General features: G+C 69.7%; 13 protein-coding genes. 5 read left to right on the top strand and 8 right to left on the bottom strand.

Annotated features, from left to right (window positions below):
- Window positions 1-24 precede the first annotated feature (24 nt).
- The 3 genes from O0S08_RS35515 to O0S08_RS35505 all read left to right on the top strand — a co-directional run bounded on the left by O0S08_RS35515 (window position 25) and on the right by O0S08_RS35505 (window position 6,643).
- The gene (locus O0S08_RS35515) at window positions 25-936 is read left to right on the top strand and encodes a hypothetical protein (protein WP_269033884.1); all 912 of its coding nucleotides are present in this window, start codon (window positions 25-27) and stop codon (window positions 934-936) included.
- Between the two features lie 546 nt (window positions 937-1,482).
- A complete protein-coding gene (locus tag O0S08_RS35510) occupies window positions 1,483-1,923 on the top strand; it encodes a hypothetical protein (protein WP_269033883.1) in 441 nt (146 codons plus the stop codon).
- 832 nt (window positions 1,924-2,755) lie between these two features.
- On the top strand, window positions 2,756-6,643 hold the full coding sequence (locus tag O0S08_RS35505; RefSeq protein WP_269033882.1) for a M48 family metallopeptidase: 3,888 nt from the start codon (window positions 2,756-2,758) through the stop codon (window positions 6,641-6,643).
- Between the two features lie 270 nt (window positions 6,644-6,913).
- Here O0S08_RS35505 and O0S08_RS35500 read toward each other — a convergent pair whose 3' ends face one another.
- From O0S08_RS35500 to O0S08_RS35485, 4 genes are all read right to left on the bottom strand, one after another.
- Window positions 6,914-7,804: a lamin tail domain-containing protein gene (locus tag O0S08_RS35500; RefSeq protein ID WP_269033881.1), complete on the bottom strand. Its 891-nt coding sequence runs from the start codon at window positions 7,802-7,804 to the stop codon at window positions 6,914-6,916.
- Window positions 7,805-8,492: 688 nt separating this feature from the next.
- Window positions 8,493-10,604 carry a vWA domain-containing protein gene (locus tag O0S08_RS35495; RefSeq protein ID WP_269033880.1) on the bottom strand — a complete coding sequence of 704 codons (2,112 nt, stop codon included), beginning with the start codon at window positions 10,602-10,604 and terminating at the stop codon, window positions 8,493-8,495.
- Complete coding sequence (amcB, locus tag O0S08_RS35490; RefSeq protein WP_269033879.1) at window positions 10,579-11,724, bottom strand: cyclophane-forming radical SAM peptide maturase AmcB; 1,146 nt, start codon at window positions 11,722-11,724, stop codon at window positions 10,579-10,581. The genes O0S08_RS35495 and amcB overlap by 26 nt, the downstream gene beginning before the upstream one ends.
- Window positions 11,725-12,103: 379 nt before the next feature.
- On the bottom strand, window positions 12,104-13,114 hold the full coding sequence (locus O0S08_RS35485; RefSeq protein WP_269033878.1) for a phytanoyl-CoA dioxygenase family protein: 1,011 nt from the start codon (window positions 13,112-13,114) through the stop codon (window positions 12,104-12,106).
- Window positions 13,115-13,431: 317 nt separating this feature from the next.
- Between O0S08_RS35485 and O0S08_RS35480 the strand changes: the two genes are divergently transcribed.
- Complete coding sequence (locus O0S08_RS35480; RefSeq protein WP_308477864.1) at window positions 13,432-14,430, top strand: FHA domain-containing protein; 999 nt, start codon at window positions 13,432-13,434, stop codon at window positions 14,428-14,430.
- Between the two features lie 13 nt (window positions 14,431-14,443).
- On the opposite strand, the gene O0S08_RS35475 is transcribed toward O0S08_RS35480, so the two are convergent.
- Window positions 14,444-16,144 (bottom strand): M3 family oligoendopeptidase, encoded by a 1,701-nt coding sequence (locus O0S08_RS35475; protein WP_269033876.1) that lies wholly within the window; start codon window positions 16,142-16,144, stop codon window positions 14,444-14,446.
- Between the two features lie 320 nt (window positions 16,145-16,464).
- On the opposite strand from O0S08_RS35475, the gene O0S08_RS35470 reads away from it, so the two are divergent.
- A complete protein-coding gene (locus O0S08_RS35470) occupies window positions 16,465-17,409 on the top strand; it encodes an NAD-dependent epimerase/dehydratase family protein (protein WP_269033875.1) in 945 nt (314 codons plus the stop codon).
- A gap of 27 nt (window positions 17,410-17,436) precedes the next feature.
- On the opposite strand, the gene O0S08_RS35465 is transcribed toward O0S08_RS35470, so the two are convergent.
- The 3 genes from O0S08_RS35465 to O0S08_RS35455 form a co-directional block, all read right to left on the bottom strand.
- Window positions 17,437-19,176: a peptide MFS transporter gene (locus O0S08_RS35465; protein ID WP_269033874.1), complete on the bottom strand. Its 1,740-nt coding sequence runs from the start codon at window positions 19,174-19,176 to the stop codon at window positions 17,437-17,439.
- A gap of 98 nt (window positions 19,177-19,274) precedes the next feature.
- The gene (locus O0S08_RS35460; RefSeq protein ID WP_269033873.1) at window positions 19,275-20,129 is read right to left on the bottom strand and encodes a phytanoyl-CoA dioxygenase family protein; all 855 of its coding nucleotides are present in this window, start codon (window positions 20,127-20,129) and stop codon (window positions 19,275-19,277) included.
- Window positions 20,130-20,149: 20 nt separating this feature from the next.
- Window positions 20,150-21,484, bottom strand: coding sequence for a POT-type proton-dependent oligopeptide transporter (locus tag O0S08_RS35455; protein WP_269033872.1), 1,335 nt, complete (start codon window positions 21,482-21,484; stop codon window positions 20,150-20,152).
- Window positions 21,485-21,495 lie beyond the last annotated feature (11 nt).

Here is a 21,495-nt window from a genome sequence, read left to right as displayed (position 1 = left end):
CGATCTTTCGTAAGTATTTTTGGTGTGCTGCTGGCGAGCGCCTGCGGCGAGGACAAGGACCCGCTGATGACGGTCGGGGGCAGCGGCATGTCGGGGCCGTCGGGCGGTCCGTCGGGCGACCCGTCGGGCGGTCCGTCGGGCGACCCGTCGGGGCCGAGCTCGGCGGGGGAGAGCACGGCGGGGGAGAGCACGGGCGCGGCGACGACGGGCGAGCCGACGACGGGCGGAGACGGGGCCGACCCGTTCAAGACGTGCCAGGACTACGTCAACTGTATCGCGGTGACGACGCCGAACGGGCTGCCGGACGCGCAGGCGGGGTTCGGCGAGGGCAGCGCGTGCTGGAGCGGGACGCCGGCCGACGCGGAGCTGTGCGGCAAGGCGTGCATGACCGGGCTCGAGCAGGCGCACGACATGTTCCCCGACGAGCCGGCGTGCGACCCGTGCAACCTCGGGGCGGTGTGCACGGACACGATGGGGACGTTCCTGCTGGCGATCGCCACGCCGCTCGGGGAGGAGCCGTTCCAGTTCATCGTCGAGGGGACGCTGCCGGTGCAGGACGACGGGGCGCTGTCGCTGACGGTGCGGCCGCTGTCGCTCGACATGAACGCAGTGACGTACCCGCGCCAGCCGGTCGGCCAGGAGTACATGTGGAACGACGTGCCGGTGGCCGGGGGCGGGTTCACGATCGCCACCGGGATTCTGACCATCCCGGCGGAGGCGAACCCGCTGTTCGGGGTGATGGTCGGGGTCGACGCCGTGATGACGGGGACGGTGGTGTCGGAGGACCTGTTCTGCGGAACAGTCTCCGGCGACGTCGTCTTGCCGGTGCAGCAGTCGATCGCCGGGTCGACGTTCGCGGCGGTGCGGGTGCCGAGCGTCGGCCAGTTGCCGACGTCGGTGACGATCGACTGCGATGGGACGACCGTCAGCGAGTGAGCGCCGGCTGCCCGAGCCGCCGGGCTAGATGGATGTCCGATCGAGCATGTCGCCTCGGCTGATGCACTGGGCCGAGGTCGGCCGCCGGCCGTCGGCGGTGTCGATCCAGAGGCGGGCATGGCGGGTTTCAGCTTTACGCGGTAACGAAGAACATGGGTGTGTACGACGATGGCCTTTAGGCGCCTTTCGATGGCCTGAGACCACGATTCCGGCGCACAGGAGATCAACGCAGCCAGAAGCTGTTTGTCGACAAGGTTGAACTCGTAAGTATTTGGAAATTCCTCCGCCAAGCGCCGGGGAAGCTGGCACGCCTGCGGTGGAGGAAGTCGGTCGGCCAGGTAACACGCTGCAGGGAGCCACACTCGTTTGCACGGGGGGAGGGCACCGTCGGCGGCGAGGAACCGCAGGGCGGGCTCCACGCGATGTGCCCCGATTGAGCGCGACCTCGACCGACGCCGGCCGCGCGCCCTGGAGGGCGCCGCGACCTGGCGTCACGTCACGACACGCGAGTGCGAGCCCGGGAGAGGCGCGTGCGATACTCCGGCCATGGCGCCCTCGCTCCGCCACCTCATCACCGTGTTCGCGCTCGCCTTCGCGTGCGACTCCGGCTACGACCTCGACACCACGATCACCGTCCCCGCGGACATCGCGGCGAACTACAGCGTCGCGAACCAGGGCCTGCTGCTCGTGCGTTATACCGTGGATACCGTCGCCCCGCCGACGCTCCGCGAAGTCGCCGTGCTGTGCGGCGAGGCCGGCGACTTCACCACCCGCGACGTCGGCGACGGTACCGTCATGGAGACGCAGGTCACCGCGTGGATCGAGCCGGTCACCGGCCGCACCTGCGGCCCGATCGGCCCCAACGTGCTCGAGGACAGCGACTTCCAGAACGACGACGACGAGCCGCAGGCGAGCGCGACGGCCGAGGCCGAGGCGGGCTGCGGCGGCCACGATGCCTCCATCGCGCTCACGCTGTCCGCGCCGTAACGTGCGGTCGAGGCGAAATCGCTCGTTCCAACCACCCGTCCTCCCACACGCCGGCCGAGCGCATCCTCGGTGCCTCGGCGATGCCGCCGCGCCCCTGACCCGCCGCGAGCTGCGTGAGCCTCGCCGCAGGTGCGGCGTGCGCGTGCACGACGGCATTCGTGAGAGTCACCACCTGAGCTGACGCGCCTCCGCGAGGCGAGAAACGCCGCCGCACCGGCGGACTCTGTCGCATCGTCGGCCGAGCCCCAGACCCTCGAGAACGACGTTAGTCGGACAGTTTCTTGGTAGGTGGCGAACACGCGGTCGGATGCTGGACGGTAGGATTCCCAGGTACGGGCCTACATGGTTCGATCCGATTCTTCCACAATTGTCGGGTCCTTCGGAGCGTCGCTTGCTCCGTGCCGCTTATCACGAGTTTGAATTGCGTCGTGCCCAGGACGAACTCCAGTGCACGTGTTACGCGGACAACGCCCCCGCTCGCACGGGTACGGTAGCTGTACATCAGATCGATTTCGACTGCGCGTGTCTCGAAATGCACTGCTCGAAGCACGGCCAGTTCCCGCATGCCGACGTTGCGGCTTGCCGCGCGCCAGGTCGCGAGGTCGCGTGCCGGGACAATCTCGATGTAGTGGCCACAACGACGACGACCGAGGACCCTGTGTCGGATTCGGACCCGTGAGTGGTGTTCTGGTCGCTGCCGTCACCGGACCCGCTGCGTGGAGTTCACCCCCGGCCGCTCCGCAGCGAGCCCGCGCCAACTCACCGAGCGGCGCGCGGTGTTGCACCAAGCTTTCGTCGACCTCGGCGCCGGCGATGCTGATAGGCTCGCCGCGTGACTATCGAGCACTATCCGCCCGCGCCCGCCGTCGTGCCCGAGGGGCTGACGGCCCCACCTCCCTCCTATCGTCGCAAGGTGTGGCTGGCGGTCGCGGGGCTGCTCGGGTTCGTCGCGGTGTACGCGGCGCTGACCGGGTGGTTCGCGCATCAGGCGTGGAAGTTGTTCGGCGTCGGGATGGAGGGCGGGCCAGACGCGTGGATGTCGTTCATCGGCGCGGTGGTCGCGGCGTTCTTGGCGGTCTTCCTCGGCAAGGCGATGTTCTTCGTCCGCAGCCACGCCGATCGCGGCCTTATCGAGATCACCGAGGCCGACGAGCCGCGGCTGTTCGCGTTCCTGCGCCGGCTGGCGGCCGAGACCGGGGCAAAGGCGCCGTACCGCGTGTACCTGTCGCCGCGCGTCAACGCGGCGGTGTTCTATGACCTGTCGCCGATCAACCTGCTGATCCCGTCGCGCAAGAACCTCGAGATCGGGCTCGGGCTCGTCAACGTGCTGTCGCTGGCGGAGTTCAAGGCGGTACTCGCCCACGAGCTCGGCCACTTCGCGCAGCGCTCGATGGCGGTCGGGCGCTGGGTGTACATCTCGCAGCAGGTCGTCGGGCACATCGTCGCCAAGCGCGACGGCTTCGACCGCTTCCTGATCGGCGTCTCCAACATCGACATCCGCGTCGCGTGGATCGGCTGGGGGCTACGGTTAATCGTGTGGTCGATCCGCTCGGTGCTCGACTCGCTGTTCTCGGTGATCGTGCTCGCCGAGCGTGCGCTGTCGCGCGAGATGGAGCTGCAGGCCGACCTCGTGTCGGTGTCGGTCAGCGGCAGCGACGCGCTGGTGCACGCGCTGCGCAAGCTGCCGCCGGCCGACGCGGCGTGGGACCGGGCGCTCGACGTCTACGCCGGCGAGCTGCGCGAGGGCCGGCAGGCGCCCGACCTGTGCGCGCTGCAGGACCGGGTGCTCGCGCACACGCGCCGGCTGCTCGGCGACCCGCACTACGGCCAGGCGCCGCCGCTGCCGGAGGGCGACCGCGCGGCTCACCGGATCTTCTCGAGCGGATTGTGCCAGCCGCCGCAGATGTGGTCGACGCACCCGCCGAACCACGTGCGCGAGGACAACGCCAAGCGCCGCTACGTCGCCGCCGAGTTCGACGCCCAGCCGGCGTGGCGGCTGTTCGGCGACCCCGACGCGGTGCGGCGCAAGATCGCCGACAAGGTCGCGGAGTTGGTCGGCAAGCCGGACAAGCTCGAGCAGGTCGACACCGGGCCGGCGCTGGCGGCCATCGACCGCAAGTACGAGCGGCTGCACCTCGACTCGCGCTACCGCGGGGTGTACCTCGGGCGCAGCGTTACCCGCGGGGTGCAGAAGCCGGGCGAGCTGTGCCCGCCGCTGGCCGATGCGGCGACGGATATCCAGGCGCAGTTGGAGTCTCTATACCCGGAGTCGCTGTCGGAGCGGGTGACGACCGCGCGCGCGCAGGCGGGCGAGGTCGCGCAGCTCGAGGCGATCCGGCGCGGGGTCGCGACCGCCCCCGGCGGGGTGCTGCGCTACGGCGGATGCGAGTTCCGCCGCCGCGAGCTCGACGACGTGATCAAGGCGGCCAAGCGCGACCACGAGGCGACGCTCGCCGCCCTGCACGAGCACGACCGCACCAGCCGCCAGATCCACCACGCGGCCGCGGAGCAGCTCGGCCGCAGCTGGCCGGCCTATCTCGAGGGCCTGCGCGCGCTGCTGCACTACGCGGAGCACACCGAGGCCAACGTCGACGACGCGGCCGGTCATCTGAGCAACACGTGGCAGATCGTCACCGCCGACGGCAAGGTCTCGGAGTCCGAGGCCGCGCGGCTGATGGGCTCCGGCCACGCGCTGCAATTCCTGCTGAACACGGTCTACGAGCAGCGCCGGTCGGTCACGCTTCCCCCGGCGGTCGCGGCGAAGCTCGAGGTCGAGAGCTGGCAGGCGGCCCTGCCGGAGACCTTCAAGCTGCCGCCGCCGGACCGTGAGAACCTGGCGTCGTTCATGGAAGTCGTCGACGGCTGGTTCTCGGCGTTCAGCGGGGCGCTCGGCGCGTTGCGCATGGCGACGCTCGACGAGCTGCTGTCGGCCGAGGCCCACGTCGCCCGCGCGCTGCGCTCCGACGAGGACCCCGGCGACGCGCCGGCTCCGGCCCGGGTGCCGCGCAATTACGAGGGCTTCCTGTTCGGACAGGAGCGCGAGCGCCAGCACAAGCTCGACTGGTGGGACCGCTTCATGCTCGCCGACGGCCTCGGCCCGGGTCTCGCGCGCCTGGCGATCGCCGGAGCGGTGGTCGGCATGGTGCTCGGATTCGGCGCCACCGTCGGTTCGCCGACTGTCGTCATTCACAACGGGCTCGGCCGCGAGGTCGTCGTCGAGATCGGCGGGCAGCGGATCGGCGTGATGGCGCACGGGCGCGAGGAGGTGCAGGTCGAGGCGAGCGCGCAGCTCCATGTCCGCGCATTCACCACCGACAACAAGCCGATCGAGCTGTTCACGGCCGAGGCGTCGAGCGCAGCGGTCGACTATTTGTACAATGTCGGCGGCGCGAGCCCGCTGGTCGAGTGGGAGGCGGTATACGGCTACAAGCAGCAGCCCGAGCCGCGCCACCTCGGCGCGCCGCGCTGGCTGGCGACCGACGCCGACGACATCCTGCGCGAGCCGCCGGAGTCGGTGCGCGGCAAGGGCGGGGCCCGGCGCGAGGTGATCACGGCGATCGACGACGGTTCGCCGCTCGTCGTCACGGGGCCGCTCGAGCAAGCCGAGCGCGATCGCGTCACGCTGTTCCATGCCCGCTGGGAGCCGGCGGACGGGCCAGAGGCGAAGTGGCTGCTGCACGCGACGGGGCTGCCGGGCTTCCCCGAGGTGCTGCGCGAGCGCCGGGCCGACGACGACCGCTCCGTGCTGCTCGGGCGGCTCGAGCAGGACACCGCCGACGACGCGGCGCGCGCCGAGGTGTGCGAGCGCCACGCGGCCACTGCCGCGGCCGAGCCGAGCAACGTCGATGCGACCTACCTGGCGATCCGCTGCGTCGCCGACGAGGCCCAGCGCGACGCTCGCTTCGCCGAGCTGCACGCGCGCCACCCCGAGCACCCGTGGCTGACGCAGGCGGCCGCGTACACGCATATCGAGCGCGACGAGTTCGAGCAGGCGATCGCCATGCTCGAGGAGGCGTCGCGCGCGTTGCCGGCGATGGCCGAGGACAACGCGGTCGTGCTGGCGCGACTACGCCGCCGCGTCGCGCCGGACGAGGACGTCGAACTGGGACCGCTGCTCGAGCGCTCGCCGATTCTGCGCTTCCTGGTGACGACGGAGAAGGGCGAGGAACCGGAGCTCGCCGCGTATCACACCCTCAACACCGGGCTGATCGATCCGGCGTTCCAGCAGGCCAAGTCGGAGCAGCGGGCGCGGGTGCTGCGGCTGGCGGCCGCGTCCGACGGCGCCGACCCGACGCTGCGCGACGCGGTGATCAAGCTCGGACCCGACGAGGGGATCGACGGCGCGACGATCTGGACCGCGATCGCGTTCGCGGCGGCGCACGAGCTCGACGCGAGCCCGTGGATCGAGCGGCTGCGCCGCGACGGCGGCGAGAAGGCGGAGGAGCTGCTGCGCTTCGCCTCCCGCGAGCGCCTGCTGGCCGACCTGCCCGCGGCGCAGGCGGCGTTGCGGACGCTGCATCCGGAGCAGCGCGGCCACGCGGCCGTGATGGGCATCATCACGCTGCGCGCCGAGGCCCCCGCCGAGTGGCGCCTCGACGCCCGCAAGCTGCTGTTCGCCACCGAGCGCCCGTTCTTCGCCGAACGCGTTGAGCCACCCGCGCCGGCGCCGGTCGCCGAGCCCGAGCCACCGAAGCGCGGCCGGACCCGCAAGCCGAAATGATCATTGCACGCGCGGCCCGAACGCCAGCGGCCGCGCGAAACTCGGTTTGAGTGGCGAAGCGAGCCCTGGGCTGTACAGTGCCCCGCGGAGGAGGTTGCGCGCCAGCGCGCCGGCAGCGCGCCCATGACTTCGGTTGATCACGAGACGGGGCGCCTTTGGGGGGGGTTGCTTGGCTGAGACGGAGCGCCGTCCCGCGTGCGGGGGCGGTCCGAGCTGAGGGTGAAGGGCCGTCCCTACCGCGATTCCGTGGTCCGTGGGGAAAGGCGGTGATCATTGCTTGTCGCCGTACGTGAACACGGACATTACCGCTCCGCCCTTGTCTCGCAGTCGCGCACGATCGCCGCGGTCGTTCCAGATTGGGCGGTGAATCCCGAAGGTAAAACCACCGCTCTCCGGGTGCATCTCGTCGGTGTACACGCGGACGACCTGCCCGGGCGCCAGCTGCGTCTCCGGTGGGAACGTGAAGACCTGTCCGGCCCCGTCGGCGTCCAGGGTCCAACCCGACATGTCGACCGGGGTGTCACTGTTGTTGGCGATCTCCGCATATTCATCGGCCTGCCTGCGCTTGGCCGTACCCTTGTAATGGATCTGTACGATCGCCACGCCCGCGCCGCTCGCCTGTACATCGGCCGCGGCCGCTGGCGCGACGGTCGACGGCTCGGCCGCCTCCGACGCGAGCTTCGTCGCGACCTGCTCGCCCTTCCTGAACTCACGGTAGAAATGCTGGCGCATTGCTCGCGGATCGAAGTCGAGCAGGGCCCCGCCGGACTCGATGTGCATGAGGTACACCCGTCCCATCGCGTACGTGAGCGCCCCCGCGAACGTCTGGATCGACATGAAGCCGAGGAGCGTCCCCACGCCGGGCAGCAGTTTGCCGAAGCTGGCCGCGACCACGAACCCGGCCGAGAACCCACCCACGCTGCTCAGCAGCGACGCCACGATCTTCTTCGCCAGAGACTCGCGGAACGGCACGCCGTACAGCGCCGAAAGCTCGCGCATCAACTTGATCTGCACGGCGGCGAGCGCGAGCACGTCCGCGACCGGGAGCGGCACGGCGCATGCGCCGAGCGACCAGAGGATGTTGCGATGAATGATCTCTTGCGCCGCCCGCAGACGGATCGAGGAGTCGTCAGAGGACAAGGTCGGAATGGTATCGGTCACGGCGCACCCATCTTGCGGCAGGTCGATCCCATAATCAATCGGCGTCGCTGTGGGACCTCTTGTGGAGCCGCCGCGCACGTTCGCTCCCCGCGTGCGAGAAAGGGGCGGCGATCGGCGCACTGCTGCATCATTTCATGACACTCACCGCAGTCGTCGACTATTTGTAATCGACTTACCGCTCATCCGTCAGCATCACGCTCGGCGATCTGTGCCTGAGCCCGATGGGGCTTTGGTGTCCAAACTCAGCCCGCCGCGTCTCACCACCCTGATGCCCGGCGCAGTGGAGCTCGACACGAGGCTCAGTCGCTGGCGCGCTCGGCAAGCGACACGAAGGACGTTCGCGGGGATCGCGGGACGTGCTGTGACTCCATGCAGCGTCCGTGGGACTTGGTTCGAGGCGACCGGGCGCTGCCCCTGACTCGGGGTCCTCGAAGAAGCCGACGCCTCGTCGAGGGCGGCAGGGAGAGCCTCTCGTTCCCGGTCGCCGCGAGCGTCACGAAGGCGTTTTTACGTCCAAGCAGTAATTCGGACCGTAGCGCTGGTACGGCGAGTCGGCCGCTCGCTCCCGTCATCGACACGCCGCGACGATCCGCATGCAGCGGACCCGGCCCGAGGCGAGCGTCGATGGCGCGAACGGACGCCGGGCGTGCACCCGACGTCCATTCGCCGCTGACACGAACCTCTGGTCCTACGGCTCCTCGACGTACTGCTGGCAGCAGCAGAAGTCACTGGTCTCGGTGGTGCTCACCTTGCTGCCGCAGATCACCTTCTCGAGCAGGGCCTGGAAGCCGCCGAGAGCGTCCTTGTGGGTGAACGCCTGCCCGCCGGTCTCGCTGGCCACGCGGGCGTACTCCGACTCGAGCGGCTTGCGCTGCTTCTCCTTGGCGCTGCTGGTGCCGAGGTAGGTGTGGACGCGGACCCCGCCCTGCTTGGCGGCGGCGATGCTGCGGTTGGCGGCGTCGATGTCCTCTTGATCGACGTCGAGCTCGCCGCCCTCGAACGCCTCGTCGCCGAGGAAGAAGATGGCGCGCCGGGCGTCGGCCCGCCAGTCGAAGTGGAGGGTCACGTCTTCGATGGCGCGCGCGCCGTCCTCCTGCGCCCCGCCGCCGGCGACGGTGCCCTTCTTGCGGCCGTGCAGCGCCGACTCGTCGGCTCTCGCCGTCCCGACCAGGTAGTTCTTGACGGTGGTGTCGAACTTCGTGTTCTTGAACGTGCCCTCGATGCCGAGGTAGGTGACGCGCAGATCGGACGGGCAGTTCTTCCTGGCCGACTCGATGGCGGCGGACACGGCCTGGCTGAGGGCCTCGGCCTCGTCCTTCATCGAGACGCTGGAGTCGATGACGACGACGAGGTCGACCGCGGGGACGACGTCGCTCTCCTTCGTCACCGTGGTCGGCGTGGGGCCCTCGAGGGTCTTGTCGAGGTAGAACGCCGGGCCCTCGCCGCCGATCCCGGTCAGCTGCGCGGGCAGGGTGGTGTCGACGTGCAGGCTGCAGACGCCCCTGGCCGGCGTACGGCCGACGAAGGCGAAGCGTCGGGGCTCGTCCTGGCTGAAGTGGAACGTCTGCACGTCGCTCTGAGTGACGGTCCCCGACACCTTGTCGTGGTAGTAGAACGCCGACAGCTGCGGCTCACCGCCGTCCGCCGGCGTCGTGTACGTGAAGCAGCCCTTGCCCGTCACCGAGCCGTCGGGGCCGCGCACGGCGAAGGTGTAGCTGGTCGACGCCCCGGGCTTCTTGTTGCTGTCGGAGATCACGACCGTGGGCTTGACCGGCGCAGCGCCCTCGGGAAGGTCGCACTCCTTGGCGGGTTTGGCCGGCTGCGACGGCGGGTCGGCCTTGGGCAGGTCGGCCTTGGGCGGGTCGGCCTTGGGCGGGTCGGCCTTGGGCGGGTCGGCCGGCTGCGCGGGCTGGCGCGGGAAGGCCGTGGCGACGTACAGGGCCGAGAAGTCGGTCCGCGGCGACCGGTTGCCGCCGACCGGGTAAATGTCGTAGCTGAGGCGCAGGGTCTTGTAGCCGGCGGCGTCGAGGCGCACGAGGCCCATGACCGTGTCGATCGAGTTGGGAGTGCCGCCGGGGGCCGGCGTGCTGGTGCCCTGCAGCACCCCCTTGTCGAGGCCGAGCTGCGCGCTGGGCTGATTGCCGGTGCCGAACGCCCCCACGGCGCCGCCGTTGAACACCTGCCAGCCGCTTGGACTGGCGGCGCTGCCGTCGGCGAGGGTGCCGGTGACGCTGACCACGGTCTTCGCGTAGGTCAGGCCGGCGTAGATGTCGCTCACGCCGAAGAACGTGTTGGCCCCGGCGACGCCGTCCTTGCCGCCGGCGGCCGAGCCCTTGTACTGCGAGAAGTCGAGCTCGACGATGTAGTTGTGGTGGGCGCCGGTGAACTGAGTGTTCGTCTGCATCCGGATCCCGTTGACGCTGGCCGACGTGAAGCCCGCCATCTGGTTCTTGCCGAACGAGGTGGTGCCGGTGGCATCGCCGATCGAGCCGGCCGGCGCCTTGCCGCCGAAGCTGTCCCAGTTCCACGTGCCGAAGCCGGGCGCGACGCTGAAGCGCACGCCGATCTGGCCGCCGAGGCCGTCGGGGATGTAGCGCCACTGGTTCCAGTCGGAGGCGCTGTTGAAGCGGTACGTCGAGGGGTCCCAGAACACGAGGTCGAGGCCCGTCGCCGGGGCGCCCGCGCTGAAGATGTCGTCGCTGCGGCCGGCGCCGGCGATCAGATCGCTGAGCGCGGCCGCGTGGTCCGCGACGCGCTCGGACAGGGTGGTTGGGTCAGGGGTGTGTGGAGTTCGCGACATGACGAAACAGTCCTTCGATGAGTGCGATCTTGCTGGTCCGACAGTAGGAGGTCTGGGTGATATCGAGGCGTCCGCTCTCGAAGTATTTGTTGGCGGCCTGACCCCCGCGGCAAAACGCGAAGTGGTCACACGCGCGGCGGCAGGCCGCGATGCCGGCGAGCGCCTCGGCGACCCAAGGAGCCCGCGCGGCCTCTGCGAGCAGCCGGTCCAGCGGCGCCGTCAGGACGTTGCCGACGGTGAAGGCGCCCAGCCGCGGCGAGGCGAAGCCGGCCAGGTCCGGGCTCATCGGCACGACCTCGCCGTCCCACGTCACCATGGGCATCGGGTTGATCGAACGCTCGGCCCGGGCCTGTGCGAGCCCGGCGAGCTCGTCGGCGAAGTAACCGAAGGCATGGCTCAGCTCGCGGACCTTCAGGCGGCGGTCGATCTTCCAGCGGGCCGCGAGCGCCGCCCAGAACTCGACCGCGTGCGCCTCTCCGGAGTCGCCGCGGTGGACGCCCTTGCGCTCGCAGAAGTTGACGCCGAGGGTGTGCGCGCCGAGCTCGGCGGCCCACTCGTACAGCAGGACGGCCCGCGCCGCGGACGGGTCGGAGACCACCGCGATCACGCTGAACGGGACCCCGTATCGACGCAGCAGGGCCACGCCGCGCAGCGTGCGGTCGACGCTGTTCTGCCCGCGCAGGTCGACGCGCGCGCGATTGTTCGGACCAGGACCGTCGAGGCTCACGCCGACGTCGACCGATCGCTCGGCGAACAGCTCGCACCAGCCCTCGTCGATCAGCGTGCCGTTGGTCTGGACGGCGTGCCGCACCGCAGGGCCCGCGGGGAAGCGGTCCATCAACCCGCGGACGTGCGCACGGCCAGCGGCCAGCGGCTCCCCGCCGTGCCACAGCAGCGTGACCGGGTGCAGCGCCGACCACCGCCGCACTGTGGCCGCCACCGCGTCCGCGACGGTCGGCGACATGCGCCGCGATACGCTCCGTTCCGGCAAATAGCAGTAGGTGCAGTCCAGGTTGCAGAGGGTGGTCGGCAGCATCAGCACCAGCGACGCCGACGACGCCAGCGACACGGTCGCGGCGGCAGCCTCGAGCGGCGGCGCAGATCCGAGGATGGGACTCATTCGGGGTGTCGACCTATTACTGGAGCCGCGGCCCGAGCTCAACTCGCCGAGCTCACAGGGCGCTCTCGAGCCCCGAAGCGGTAACGAACTACGCGGTCGACCGTGAATTGGGCACCACGACGCACGACCGGATCGCGCGACAACAAGACGCGAATCCGAGCCGCTGGCCGATAGGGCGGTGGCGCTCCTGTCGACGATCCCGCAGCAGATCGATAATACGCTCGTGGCGCCGTAAGTGGCGCTATACAGCGCGGTGAACCGGCGGCCGCGGGTCTATTGGGCCATGTGGGCTCTCCGAGGTGCGAGAGGCGATCGATCGACTCGCCTCGACGGCTGGGCGGTCGCCGACCCCGAGGCCTGGCCGGAGTTCCCCCTGCTACTACAGGGGCGCCGGGCAGAACGAGGAGCTGCGCAGCAGCGCGCCGTCGTCGATGTCGTGAAGGAAGCTGCCGAAGATCCCCTGCGCTCGGCGAGTCGGTTCATCCATGGTCGAGGTCGCCGCGAGCATGAGATCACGCGCGAGCGTGGCGTCCTCGCTGACGAATCGCAATACCACGGCGACGCGCTGCTGCATCTCACCGACGCGGAGCGGCTCGGTGCGGTGCCAGACGAATTTGTTGAAGAGAAACGCGTCCCCCACCGCGAAGTCGGCCGTCTCGGCGTGGAGCTCGAGGAACTCCCGGTCGTACGGCCCCAGCATCGGGAACCCGGATTTCCCCCCGAATTGGGCGCGGAGGGCGACCTCGAGCTGTTCGCGGACGGCCGAATCCGAACCGCGACGGATGTGTCCGGCCCACAGCTGGAAGCGCCCACGAGCATCCCACGCGTCCGTCGGCACCCAGACCATACCTCCGTGCTGGCGCCGAGTGTCGATCGGGTCCAGCGGGATCCACAGCGAGTAACCGAGCTCGAGCGGCTGGATCGAGCAGAAGGTGAGACGTCCGAAGTGCCACGGCGAGCCGGTGGCGCCCGGCTCGAGGCTGAAGCGGTTGCCGGTGGTGAAGATCAGTCGTTCGCCGACGAGTGCGCGCAGCAGGCTCCGCAGGCTCTCGTCACCTGCGATCCGATCGAAGACAGTTTGACGGGGCGTAAATGCGATGTTTGCGAAGCCGGGGAGGCCCTTCGGGTCGTCCGGCGTCCAGATCGAGTCCATGCACCCGTTCCGGAGCGCCTCGATCTCGGATGGCGACATGAGCTGGTCGATCTTGATCAGACCCCGACGACGAAAGCGCGCGACTTCCTCGGGGGTCGGGACAGGACGATGAAACGACATGGCCCCCAGTAATTGCCGCATTCGAGCCACACATTGCAAGTCGGATGTGCTCTCTGATGATGTAATAAAAACAGTAAGTGCATTACACGCACATCGATCACAATCGGGCATCGTCACACCGGGTGACGGTAGCAGAGCGGGTGATCGTTCATACGCCGGAGGCGGCGAGGGCGAGCGCCCGCCGAGGAGCTACATGAGAGACCGACCACGGTCCGAGCCGAGTTCCACGGGAGCCGTCTCGCGAGTGCGGGCAAGACGATGAGGAGCAGGGCCAATAGAGATCGACGGCGACGATCCACGCGGGCCGGGACGCGCCACTCCACCCTCGGCTGGGGATCGAGCCGAGCGCGCGCGAGGGCCGGTATCCTGCACGACCATCAGAGCGCGAAAACGCTTGAGGCATCCCCGTACTCCTCGTCGTATCAACCTCCGCGGTGGTCAGGTGCAGACGCCCTGTGGTAATCGTCTTGCAGAAATCCGGCCCCGTGGCGCGAATTCAAACACAGGACGGTTCGTCGACGCGGCTCGTCCCTTCTCGCTGCCTCATCGGACGCTCGAGCGCCTGCCAGCTCCGCGTGGACACCCCCGAGACGTCCAGCGAGCACGCGTTGCTCCGCTGGCAACACGGGGTTTGGGAGCTGCACGACCTGCACAGCCGAAACGGCACCTACGTCGACGGCCGCCGGCTCGGGGCGGGCCGGCTCGTCGGATTGGCCGAGGGCACCAGGCTGGGTTTCGGATACCCCGACCAGTACACGCTGATCGACGCCGGGCCGCCCCAGGCGCACGCGGTCAGCGTGCATCCGCCGAATTGCGTCGTCGAGGCGCAGCACGGCCTCCTGGCCTTGCCGGGGCCGGACGAGGTCGAGGTGACGATCCTCGAGCGCGATCGGAAGTGGTGGATCGAGCGCGACGACGCGCAGCGACCGGTCGGCGACGGCGACGTCGTCTTCACCCGCACGCATCAATGGCGGCTCCACCTGCCGGAGCTGATCACCTCGACCCGTGACGCCGAGGACGTCGCTCCCAGCCTCGCGGCGCTCGCTCTGCGGTTCCTGGTCGACGACGACGGCGTGGTCGAGCTCGTCGCGTCCCGTGGCGATCAGCGCATCGACCTCAAGGCCCGAGCCCATCACGCGCCATTGCTGGCGCTCGCGCGCGCCCGCCTCGCCGGGCAGGAGCGGTTCGCCGAAGAGCAGGGGTGGATCGAGCAGGAAGAGCTGCTGCGCCGGCTCGGATGCGACGCCAACCGGCTGCACGTCGATCTCCACCGGATCCGGCGCCAATTCGCCGCGGCGGGCATCATCGACGCGGTCAACGTCATCGAGCGACGCGAGGGGCGCCAGCTGCGGATCGGTGTCTCGCGGCTCGAGGTCGTCACCGACACCCGTCCCCGCGAGGTCGCCGAGGCGATGCGGGCGATGCAGCGATGAGCCCGCGCACCCGTCAGTCGGGCAGCGCCGCGAGGGTCCGTTCGACCTCGCCCAGCAGGCCGCGGATCATGTCGACGCCGAGGTCGAAGCGCAGGCCCGCCTCCCGGTAGAGCTCCGGGACCGGCATCGATCCACCGACCGCGAGCGCCCGGGTGTAATTGCTCAGAGCCTCGGGCAGGCTCCGCCGCGCCTGCGACCACAGCTGCAGGGCGCCGAGCTGGGCGATCCCGTACTCGATATAATAGAAGGGCGCGCTGAAGAGGTGGAGCTGGCGGTGCCACTCGACGGGCAGCAGGTGTTCGACGCCTTCCCAGCTCACCGCCGCGCCGAAGCGTCCGCCGAGCCGAACCCACTCCTGCCCGCGCTCCGCCTTCGTGTGCTCGGGGTGGGTGTAGAGCCAGTGCTGGAACGCGTCGATCTGGGCGGTCCACGCCAACCTGGCGAGGAGGTCCTCGAGGTGGTTGCGGCGGGCGCGGGCGGCCTCCTCCGGGCCGTAGAACTCGTCGAGGAACGGGAGCGTGAGCAGCTCCATGCTCATCGACGCGACCTCGGCGAACTCCATCGGCGCCGTGCGGTAGTGCAGGAGCGGCTCGTGTTTGCAGAGCGCGGCGTGAAAGGCGTGCCCGGCCTCGTGCACCATCGCCACCACGTCGCGGTGGACGCCCGTGGCGTTCATGAAGATGAAGGGCCTGCGGGTGCGCTGGCGCTGGTACTGATAGCCGCCGGGAGCCTTGCCCTTGCGGGACGCCAGGTCGAGGCAGTCGCCCTCGCGGAGGGCGTCGAACATCCGCCCGAGGTCGGCGCCCAGCCGGTGGAACACGCGCGACGTCCGAGCGACCAGCTGATCGACGGAGTCGAACGGGCGCAGGGGAGGCCGCGCCTTCACGTCGACCGCCAGGTCCCACGGGCGGAGCGGCGCGACGTCCAGCGCACGCGCGCGCGCCTGATGCGACCGGCGCAGCAAGGGGACGACCATCTCGGCGATGCCGTCGTGGAAGCGCAGGCAGTCCTCCGGGGTGTAATCGAAGCGTCGCAGGCGGCGGTGCTGGTAGTCGCGGAAGTCACGAAAACCCGCCTGGATGGCCGTGCGGTGGCGGAGTGCGAGCATTTGTTCGAAGATCGCGTCGAGCCGCTCGCGGTCCTGATACCGGCGCTCGTGGATTGTTCGCCACGCGGCCTCGCGGGTCGCACGATCGGGCTCCTCGAGCAGCCCTCCCAGGTGCGCCAGGGTCCGCTCCTCGCCGCGGAACTCGACGGTCATGGCGCCGCCGATCTGGTTGTACTCCTGATCGAGCCGGGCGAGCTCGGCCGCGAGCGGGACGTTCTCCGCCCGGAAGAGCTCGACCTCGGCGGCCAGGTCACGGAGCAGGACCCCGTATCGCCCCCGCTCGAGCCCTGCTGCGAACGGGCTGGCGACGATCCGTCGATCGAGCTCGAAGGCCGCCATGCGGCGCTTCGGCTCGACCGTCTCCACGAACTCGAGGTACGCGGCCTGAACGGACGCGTCGTCGACCGCGCGGGTCGAGGCGATGTAGAGCTCGGCCTCGGCCTCGCTGACGGCGGCGTCGAGCTCGCTGCGGTCGAGCAAGAGCCGCTCGAGCTCGGCCGCCGAGCCGAGCGGCCGCTCGCGGAGAACCTTGTAGAGGGGTTCCAGGTCGTCCCAGCGCGCGGCGTCGAGGCTGGGGGGGACGAACGACTCGACGGGGGTGGTCATGGTTTCCGTGAATCGACGGAGCGCCGGTCCGCACGTCGGCGCCCCGCAACTGGCGCGACGATACGCCGGAGACGCGGGGCGGGGCAAGTCGCGGGGCCTCTTTCGTGCGCGCTCGCGCCGTCTGCGGCGAATGTTCGCGGTGATGTAAGTGTATTACAAATGCGGGGAGCGGAGCCCGTGAATAGCGTGGAGGTCTGACACTGTAATCATATTACAGGCGATCGAGCGGTGGCATGCGCGCCGGCTCTCGTGGTAAGCAGGTGATTGTTGTCGCAGCGCGACATAGGGGGTGCGGCTGGGTCGCGCGCCGGGAGCGGGCCATGCGTTGCCTCGTGACCGGGGCGGCCGGATTCGTCGGCTCGCACCTGTCGGAGCGCCTCGTCGAGCTCGGCCACGAGGTCGTCGGCGTCGATCGCCTGAGCGATTATTACCCGCTTCCCTACAAGCAGGCCAACCTCGCCCGGCTGCGCCGCGAGCCTCGCTTCCGCCTGGAGGTGGCAGATCTGGCGCGCTGTCCGGTCGAGCCGCTGCTGGCCGATGTCGACGTCGTGTTCCATCAGGCCGCGCAGGCGGGCGTGCGCGCGAGCTGGGGCGCGAGCTTCCAGACCTACCTCGACGACAATGTCCTCTCGACGCAGCGGATCCTCGAGGCAGTGCGTCGCAGCCCATCGGTCCGCAAGGTCGTATACGCGTCCTCGTCGTCGGTCTACGGCCAGACCGGGGTCCTGCCGATGCGCGAGTCGAGCCCGACCCGGCCGTTCTCGCCCTATGGCGTCACCAAGCTGGCGGCCGAGCACCTCGTCGAGCTCTACCGCCACAATTTCGGCGTCCCCGGGGCGTCGCTGCGCTACTTCACCGTCTACGGCCCGCGCCAGCGCCCCGACATGGGCTTCCACCGCTTCATCGAGGCCGCCCTCGACGGTCACGCGATCGAGGTCTACGGCGACGGCCTGCAGACCCGCGACTTCACCTTCATCGACGACATCGTCGACGCCAACCTGCGCGCCGCCGAGGCCGACGTCGTCGGCGTCTTCAACATCGGCGGCGGGGCGCGCGTCACCCTGCGCCACGTGCTGGAGACGCTGCAGGGGCTCGTCGGCGAGCTGCGCATCGACTCGCATGCGCGGGCGGCCGGCGACGTGCTGGACACCTGGGCCGACACCGGCGCGGCCGCGGCGATCGGCTACGCGCCGAGGACCTGCCTCCACGACGGCCTCGCGGCCCAGGTCGCCTGGCACCGCGAGCGCCGGGCTCGCGGCGATTGAGGGCACCCCGGCGCGCGCCCGCCTGCGTCACTCGCCGAGGTATTTGCTCATGACCCGCCGCAGCCGCGGGAGCATCAAGACGATCGTCGAGGCCGCGACGAGGGCGCCGACGAAGTTGATGAGGAAGACGCCGGACTTGTGCTCGAACAGGGTGAACAGGCCGGAGAGGATCCCCGACAGCTTGTTGCCGATCGACGTCGACAGGAACCAGCCGCCCATCATCAGGGCGGTGAAGCGCGCCGGGCTGAGCTTCGACACCAGAGAGAGGCCCATGGGGCTCAGGCACAGCTCGCCGAGGGTGATGACGCCGTAGGTGCCGATCAGCCACAAGGCGGAGCCCTTCTCGTGGCCGTTGTGGGTGACGAAGGTCGCGGCCACCATCACGAGGGTCGAGAGCGCGGTGATGAAGAGGCCGAGCGAGATCTTGGCCGGCGTCGAGGGCTCGATTCGCCGCCTGCGCAGGAGGGCGAAGAAGCCGACGACGAAGGGAGTGAGGAGGATGACGAAGAAGCCGTTGATCGACTGGAACAGCTCGGTGGAGACGAGCTTGGTCTGCAGCTGCTCGCATTCGGCGGCGGTCGCTGCGGGCCGGTCCTCGGCGGCGCAGGCCGGCGGGGGCGGGGGCGGCCGCCGATCGACGGGGACATTGTCGAAGTAGGGATCGGGGCCGAGCTCTTTTCGCGGCTCGCCGTCGGGGCCGGGCACTGGATTGCCGTGATCGTCGGTGATGGTGACCATGCGCAGGCCGGTGTCGACGCGCTGGACGCCGCCGACCGCCTCGGCGAAGGGAACGGCCACTTCCGGGATCTCCCGGCGGGTGTAGCGATCGGCCCAGGTCGTCAGGGCGTCGCCGTTCTGGTGGAAGATGGCCCAGAAGGCGATCACCGCGCCGAAGATCGGCAGGAGCGCGCCGATCCGCTCGCGGTCCTCGCCCTGTGAGCGGCGCCACAGCGAGTAATAGAAATAGGTGACCGGGAGACAGGCGAACAGGAACGCGTCGTTGCTCGCGGTGCCGAACACGGTCGTGCCGGGCCCGCCGATCAGCGGCGGCAGGAACCACCCGGCGGCGGCGAACACGGCCGCGGGCCCGAAGACCTGGCCGAGGAGCGCGCCGACCGGCTGGTCCCCCGGCGCGGCGGGCTTGATCACGTCGGCCTCGACGATGTGCTTGGTGCCGGCGAGGAACCACGCGACGCCGATGAACATGCCGACGCCGGCCGCGAGGAAGGCGTAGCCCCAGCCGTAGGTGTTGCGGAGGTAGGCGGCGACGAAGTTGCAGACGAAGCCGCCGATGTTGATCCCCATGTAGAAGATGTTGAAGCCGGCGTCCTTGAACGAGCGGTACTCCTCGTTGTTGTAGAGGTTGCCGACCAGCGTGGAGATGTTGGGCTTGAACAGGCCGTTGCCGACGATGATCAGCAGCAGCGACAGGAAGAACAGCGGCCCGTAGCCCGAGACCGCGAGGCCGGAGTAGCCCAGGCCCATGAGCACGCCGCCGATGACGATCGCCTTGCGGTACCCGAGGACGCGGTCGGCCAGCAGACCGCCGATGAAAGGCGTCAGGTACACCAGCGCGATGTACGTGCCGTAGATGTCGCTGGCGTCCTGCGGCGCGAGCCCCAGCCCCGACTTCGCCGGCGTCGCCGCGTCCGCCCCGGCCTTCATGTACAGGGTGAAGATGCCGAGCATCAAGTAGAAGCCGAAGCGCTCCCACATCTCCGAGAAGAACAGGACGGGCAGACCCCGCGGGTGGTTCCTGAACAACATCGATTGAAAGATAGTTCAGGACGCTCGGGCGCGTAAAGCTCCGGTGCTCGCACGTCGCGGTCGGTGGCGGCGCACCCGTGTTCGCAGCGCTCGCCGCGTCAGGTCGGCGTCGGCGCCGCGTCGGGCTCGCACCGCAGATCGAAGCGAGGGAGCGGCAGCGCGAGGTCGGCGTCGGTGATGGGCGCGGTCACCCGCGCCTGCCGCGACCAGTACGGGTGGCCCGGCCGATTGTGCCGCGGATCGGGGCTGTTGCGCCGTGTGTTCATGGTCGCGACCATGGCGATCCGCGGCTGGTCGGAGCCGTTGTCGTCGGAGCCGTGGATGGTGTTGCCGTGGAACAGGATCGCGTCGCCCGGCTCGGCCTCGATCGGCTCGAAGGCGTAGCCCCTGGCGAACAGCGCCTCCAGCTCCTCCGGCAGGACGCCGTCGTCGCTGCCGCGGGCGCTCCAGCCGCCGTGGGGCAGGGTGCCGAGGAGGTGCGAGCGCGGGACGAGCTTGAGGCAGCCGTTTTCCCGCGTCGCCGCGTCGACCGCCACGAACACCGCGTGCGCCTCGGGGAAGCGGCACCCGTACCCCTGCCAATACGCGTAGTCCTGGTGCGGGCGGAAGCCGACGATGCCCGGGTACTTGAGCACGATCTTGTTGTGATAGTCGTAGACGTCGTCCTCGTAATAGTGCGACAGGCGGTCGAGGATCTTGTACGAGCGGCCGATCTTGGCGAAGAGGTCGTCGCCGACGACGTCGTTCCAGACGAAGATGGTCTCGAACGAGGGGTGCTCGCCCAGCGCCTGCTGCGTCCGCAGGTGGTCCACTCGTGCGTTCATCGCCTCGATCTCGGCGACCTTGCGCTTGACGACCGCCATCTCGTCGCGCGTGAACATGTTCCGCACGACGACGAAGCCGTCGCGCCAGAATTGGAGCTTCTCGGATTGGAGGGTGTCGTGGTCGAGCATGGGTGTCTCCGGGGCGTCGTTCAACGGTGGAGCGCCGGGGCCGGGCGCCCGGCGAACCAGCGCGCGAAGGGGACGTAGAGCAGCACTGCGAGCGCCATCAGGCCGGCGAAGAACAGGAAGTAGGTCGGGCCGGTCAACAGCGGGGCGCCGGCCTCGTCGACGACAAAGAGGTTGACCGCGCTGGTGAAGAGGTTGCCGAGCGACACGCTGAACGCGAAGACCGCCATGACGAACGACTTCATGTGCCGGGGCGCGCGCCGGTAAGACAGCTCGATGCAGGTGACCGCGACCAGGATCTCGGCCAATGCGATCATGAGGTAACCGAGCAGGTGCCAGGCGATCGACGGCGTGGCTCCGGCGCCGAGCTGGGCCTCGATCCACGCCAGCAGCAGGAATACGAGGGCCATCAGCGCCATGCCGAGGCCGATCCGGCGCTCGGGCGTCGGCGCGAAGGACCGCCGCATCGCCGGGTAGAGCACGTAGGTGGAGAACGGCAGCAGCGCGAGGGTGAACATCGGCTGCACCGCCTGGACCTGCGCCGGCAGCAGCTCGACCCCGAGGAGCACCCGATCCATGCGCTGCGCCTGCAGGACCCACGCCGAGCCGGTCTGGGCGAACAGCGCCCAGAACACCGCGACGAAGCCGTAGAGCAGCAGCAGGGCGCTCACGCTCGCCAGCCCCTCGCGGCCGAAGGTCTGCCGCAGGAACGCGAGGCCGCCCGGCGGCACATGGACGAACACGTCGCGCCCGGCGCGGAACACGACCGTCGAGAGCAGCATCAAGAGCCCCGGCACGCCGAACGCGACGTGGGGCCCGAATCGCTCGAGCAGCCACGGGGTCGCCAGCATCGACAGCATGCTGCCGATGTTGATGGCGAAGTAGAACCACGTGAACATGCGCTCGAGCCGGTGCTGGTTGCGCTGGCCGAACTGGTCGCCGAGGTGCGCCGACACGCACGGCTTGATCCCGCCCGAACCGACGGCGATAAGCGCGAGCCCGAGGACGATCCCGAGGCGCGTACCGTCGACGGCGAGGGCGAGGTGCCCGAGGCAGTAGACGAGCGAGAGCCAGTAGATCGTGCGGTACTTGCCGAGGAACGCGTCGGCGAGCAGGCTGCCGAGCAGCGGGAAGAAGTAGACCGCGCTGGCGAAGGCGTGGTACCAGCCCTTGGCCTCGGCGCCCGACAGCGGGGCGAGGGCCCCTGTCCGATCGACCAGGTATGTCGTCATGAAGACGACGAGGATCGTCTTCATGCCGGAGTAGCTGAAGCGCTCCGCGGCCTCGTTGACGATGATGTACGGCAGCCCGGGCGGGGTGCCGTCGAGCTCCTGCGGCGTGGTCCTGAACCGTCGCATCGACGTGGGCC

The sequence above is a fragment of the Nannocystis punicea genome, assembly GCF_026965555.1.
GTDB lineage: Bacteria > Myxococcota_A > Polyangia > Nannocystales > Nannocystaceae > Nannocystis > Nannocystis punicea.
The sequence above is the reverse complement of the archived record's forward strand: the minus strand, read 5'-3'. Positions and strand labels throughout refer to the sequence as shown.

Excerpts from the sequence above, each read along its gene's own strand:
- amcB (WP_269033879.1), bottom strand. The coding sequence starts at position 11,724 with ATGAGTCCCATCCTCGGATCTGCGCCGCCGCTCGAGGCTGCCGCCGCG.
- O0S08_RS35465 (WP_269033874.1), bottom strand. The coding sequence starts at position 19,176 with ATGTTGTTCAGGAACCACCCGCGGGGTCTGCCCGTCCTGTTCTTCTCG.
- O0S08_RS35475 (WP_269033876.1), bottom strand. The coding sequence starts at position 16,144 with ATGACCACCCCCGTCGAGTCGTTCGTCCCCCCCAGCCTCGACGCCGCG.
- O0S08_RS35495 (WP_269033880.1), bottom strand. The coding sequence starts at position 10,604 with ATGTCGCGAACTCCACACACCCCTGACCCAACCACCCTGTCCGAGCGC.
- O0S08_RS35460 (WP_269033873.1), bottom strand. The coding sequence starts at position 20,129 with ATGCTCGACCACGACACCCTCCAATCCGAGAAGCTCCAATTCTGGCGC.
- O0S08_RS35470 (WP_269033875.1), top strand. The coding sequence starts at position 16,465 with ATGCGTTGCCTCGTGACCGGGGCGGCCGGATTCGTCGGCTCGCACCTG.
- O0S08_RS35510 (WP_269033883.1), top strand. The coding sequence starts at position 1,483 with ATGGCGCCCTCGCTCCGCCACCTCATCACCGTGTTCGCGCTCGCCTTC.
- O0S08_RS35455 (WP_269033872.1), bottom strand. The coding sequence starts at position 21,484 with ATGCGACGGTTCAGGACCACGCCGCAGGAGCTCGACGGCACCCCGCCC.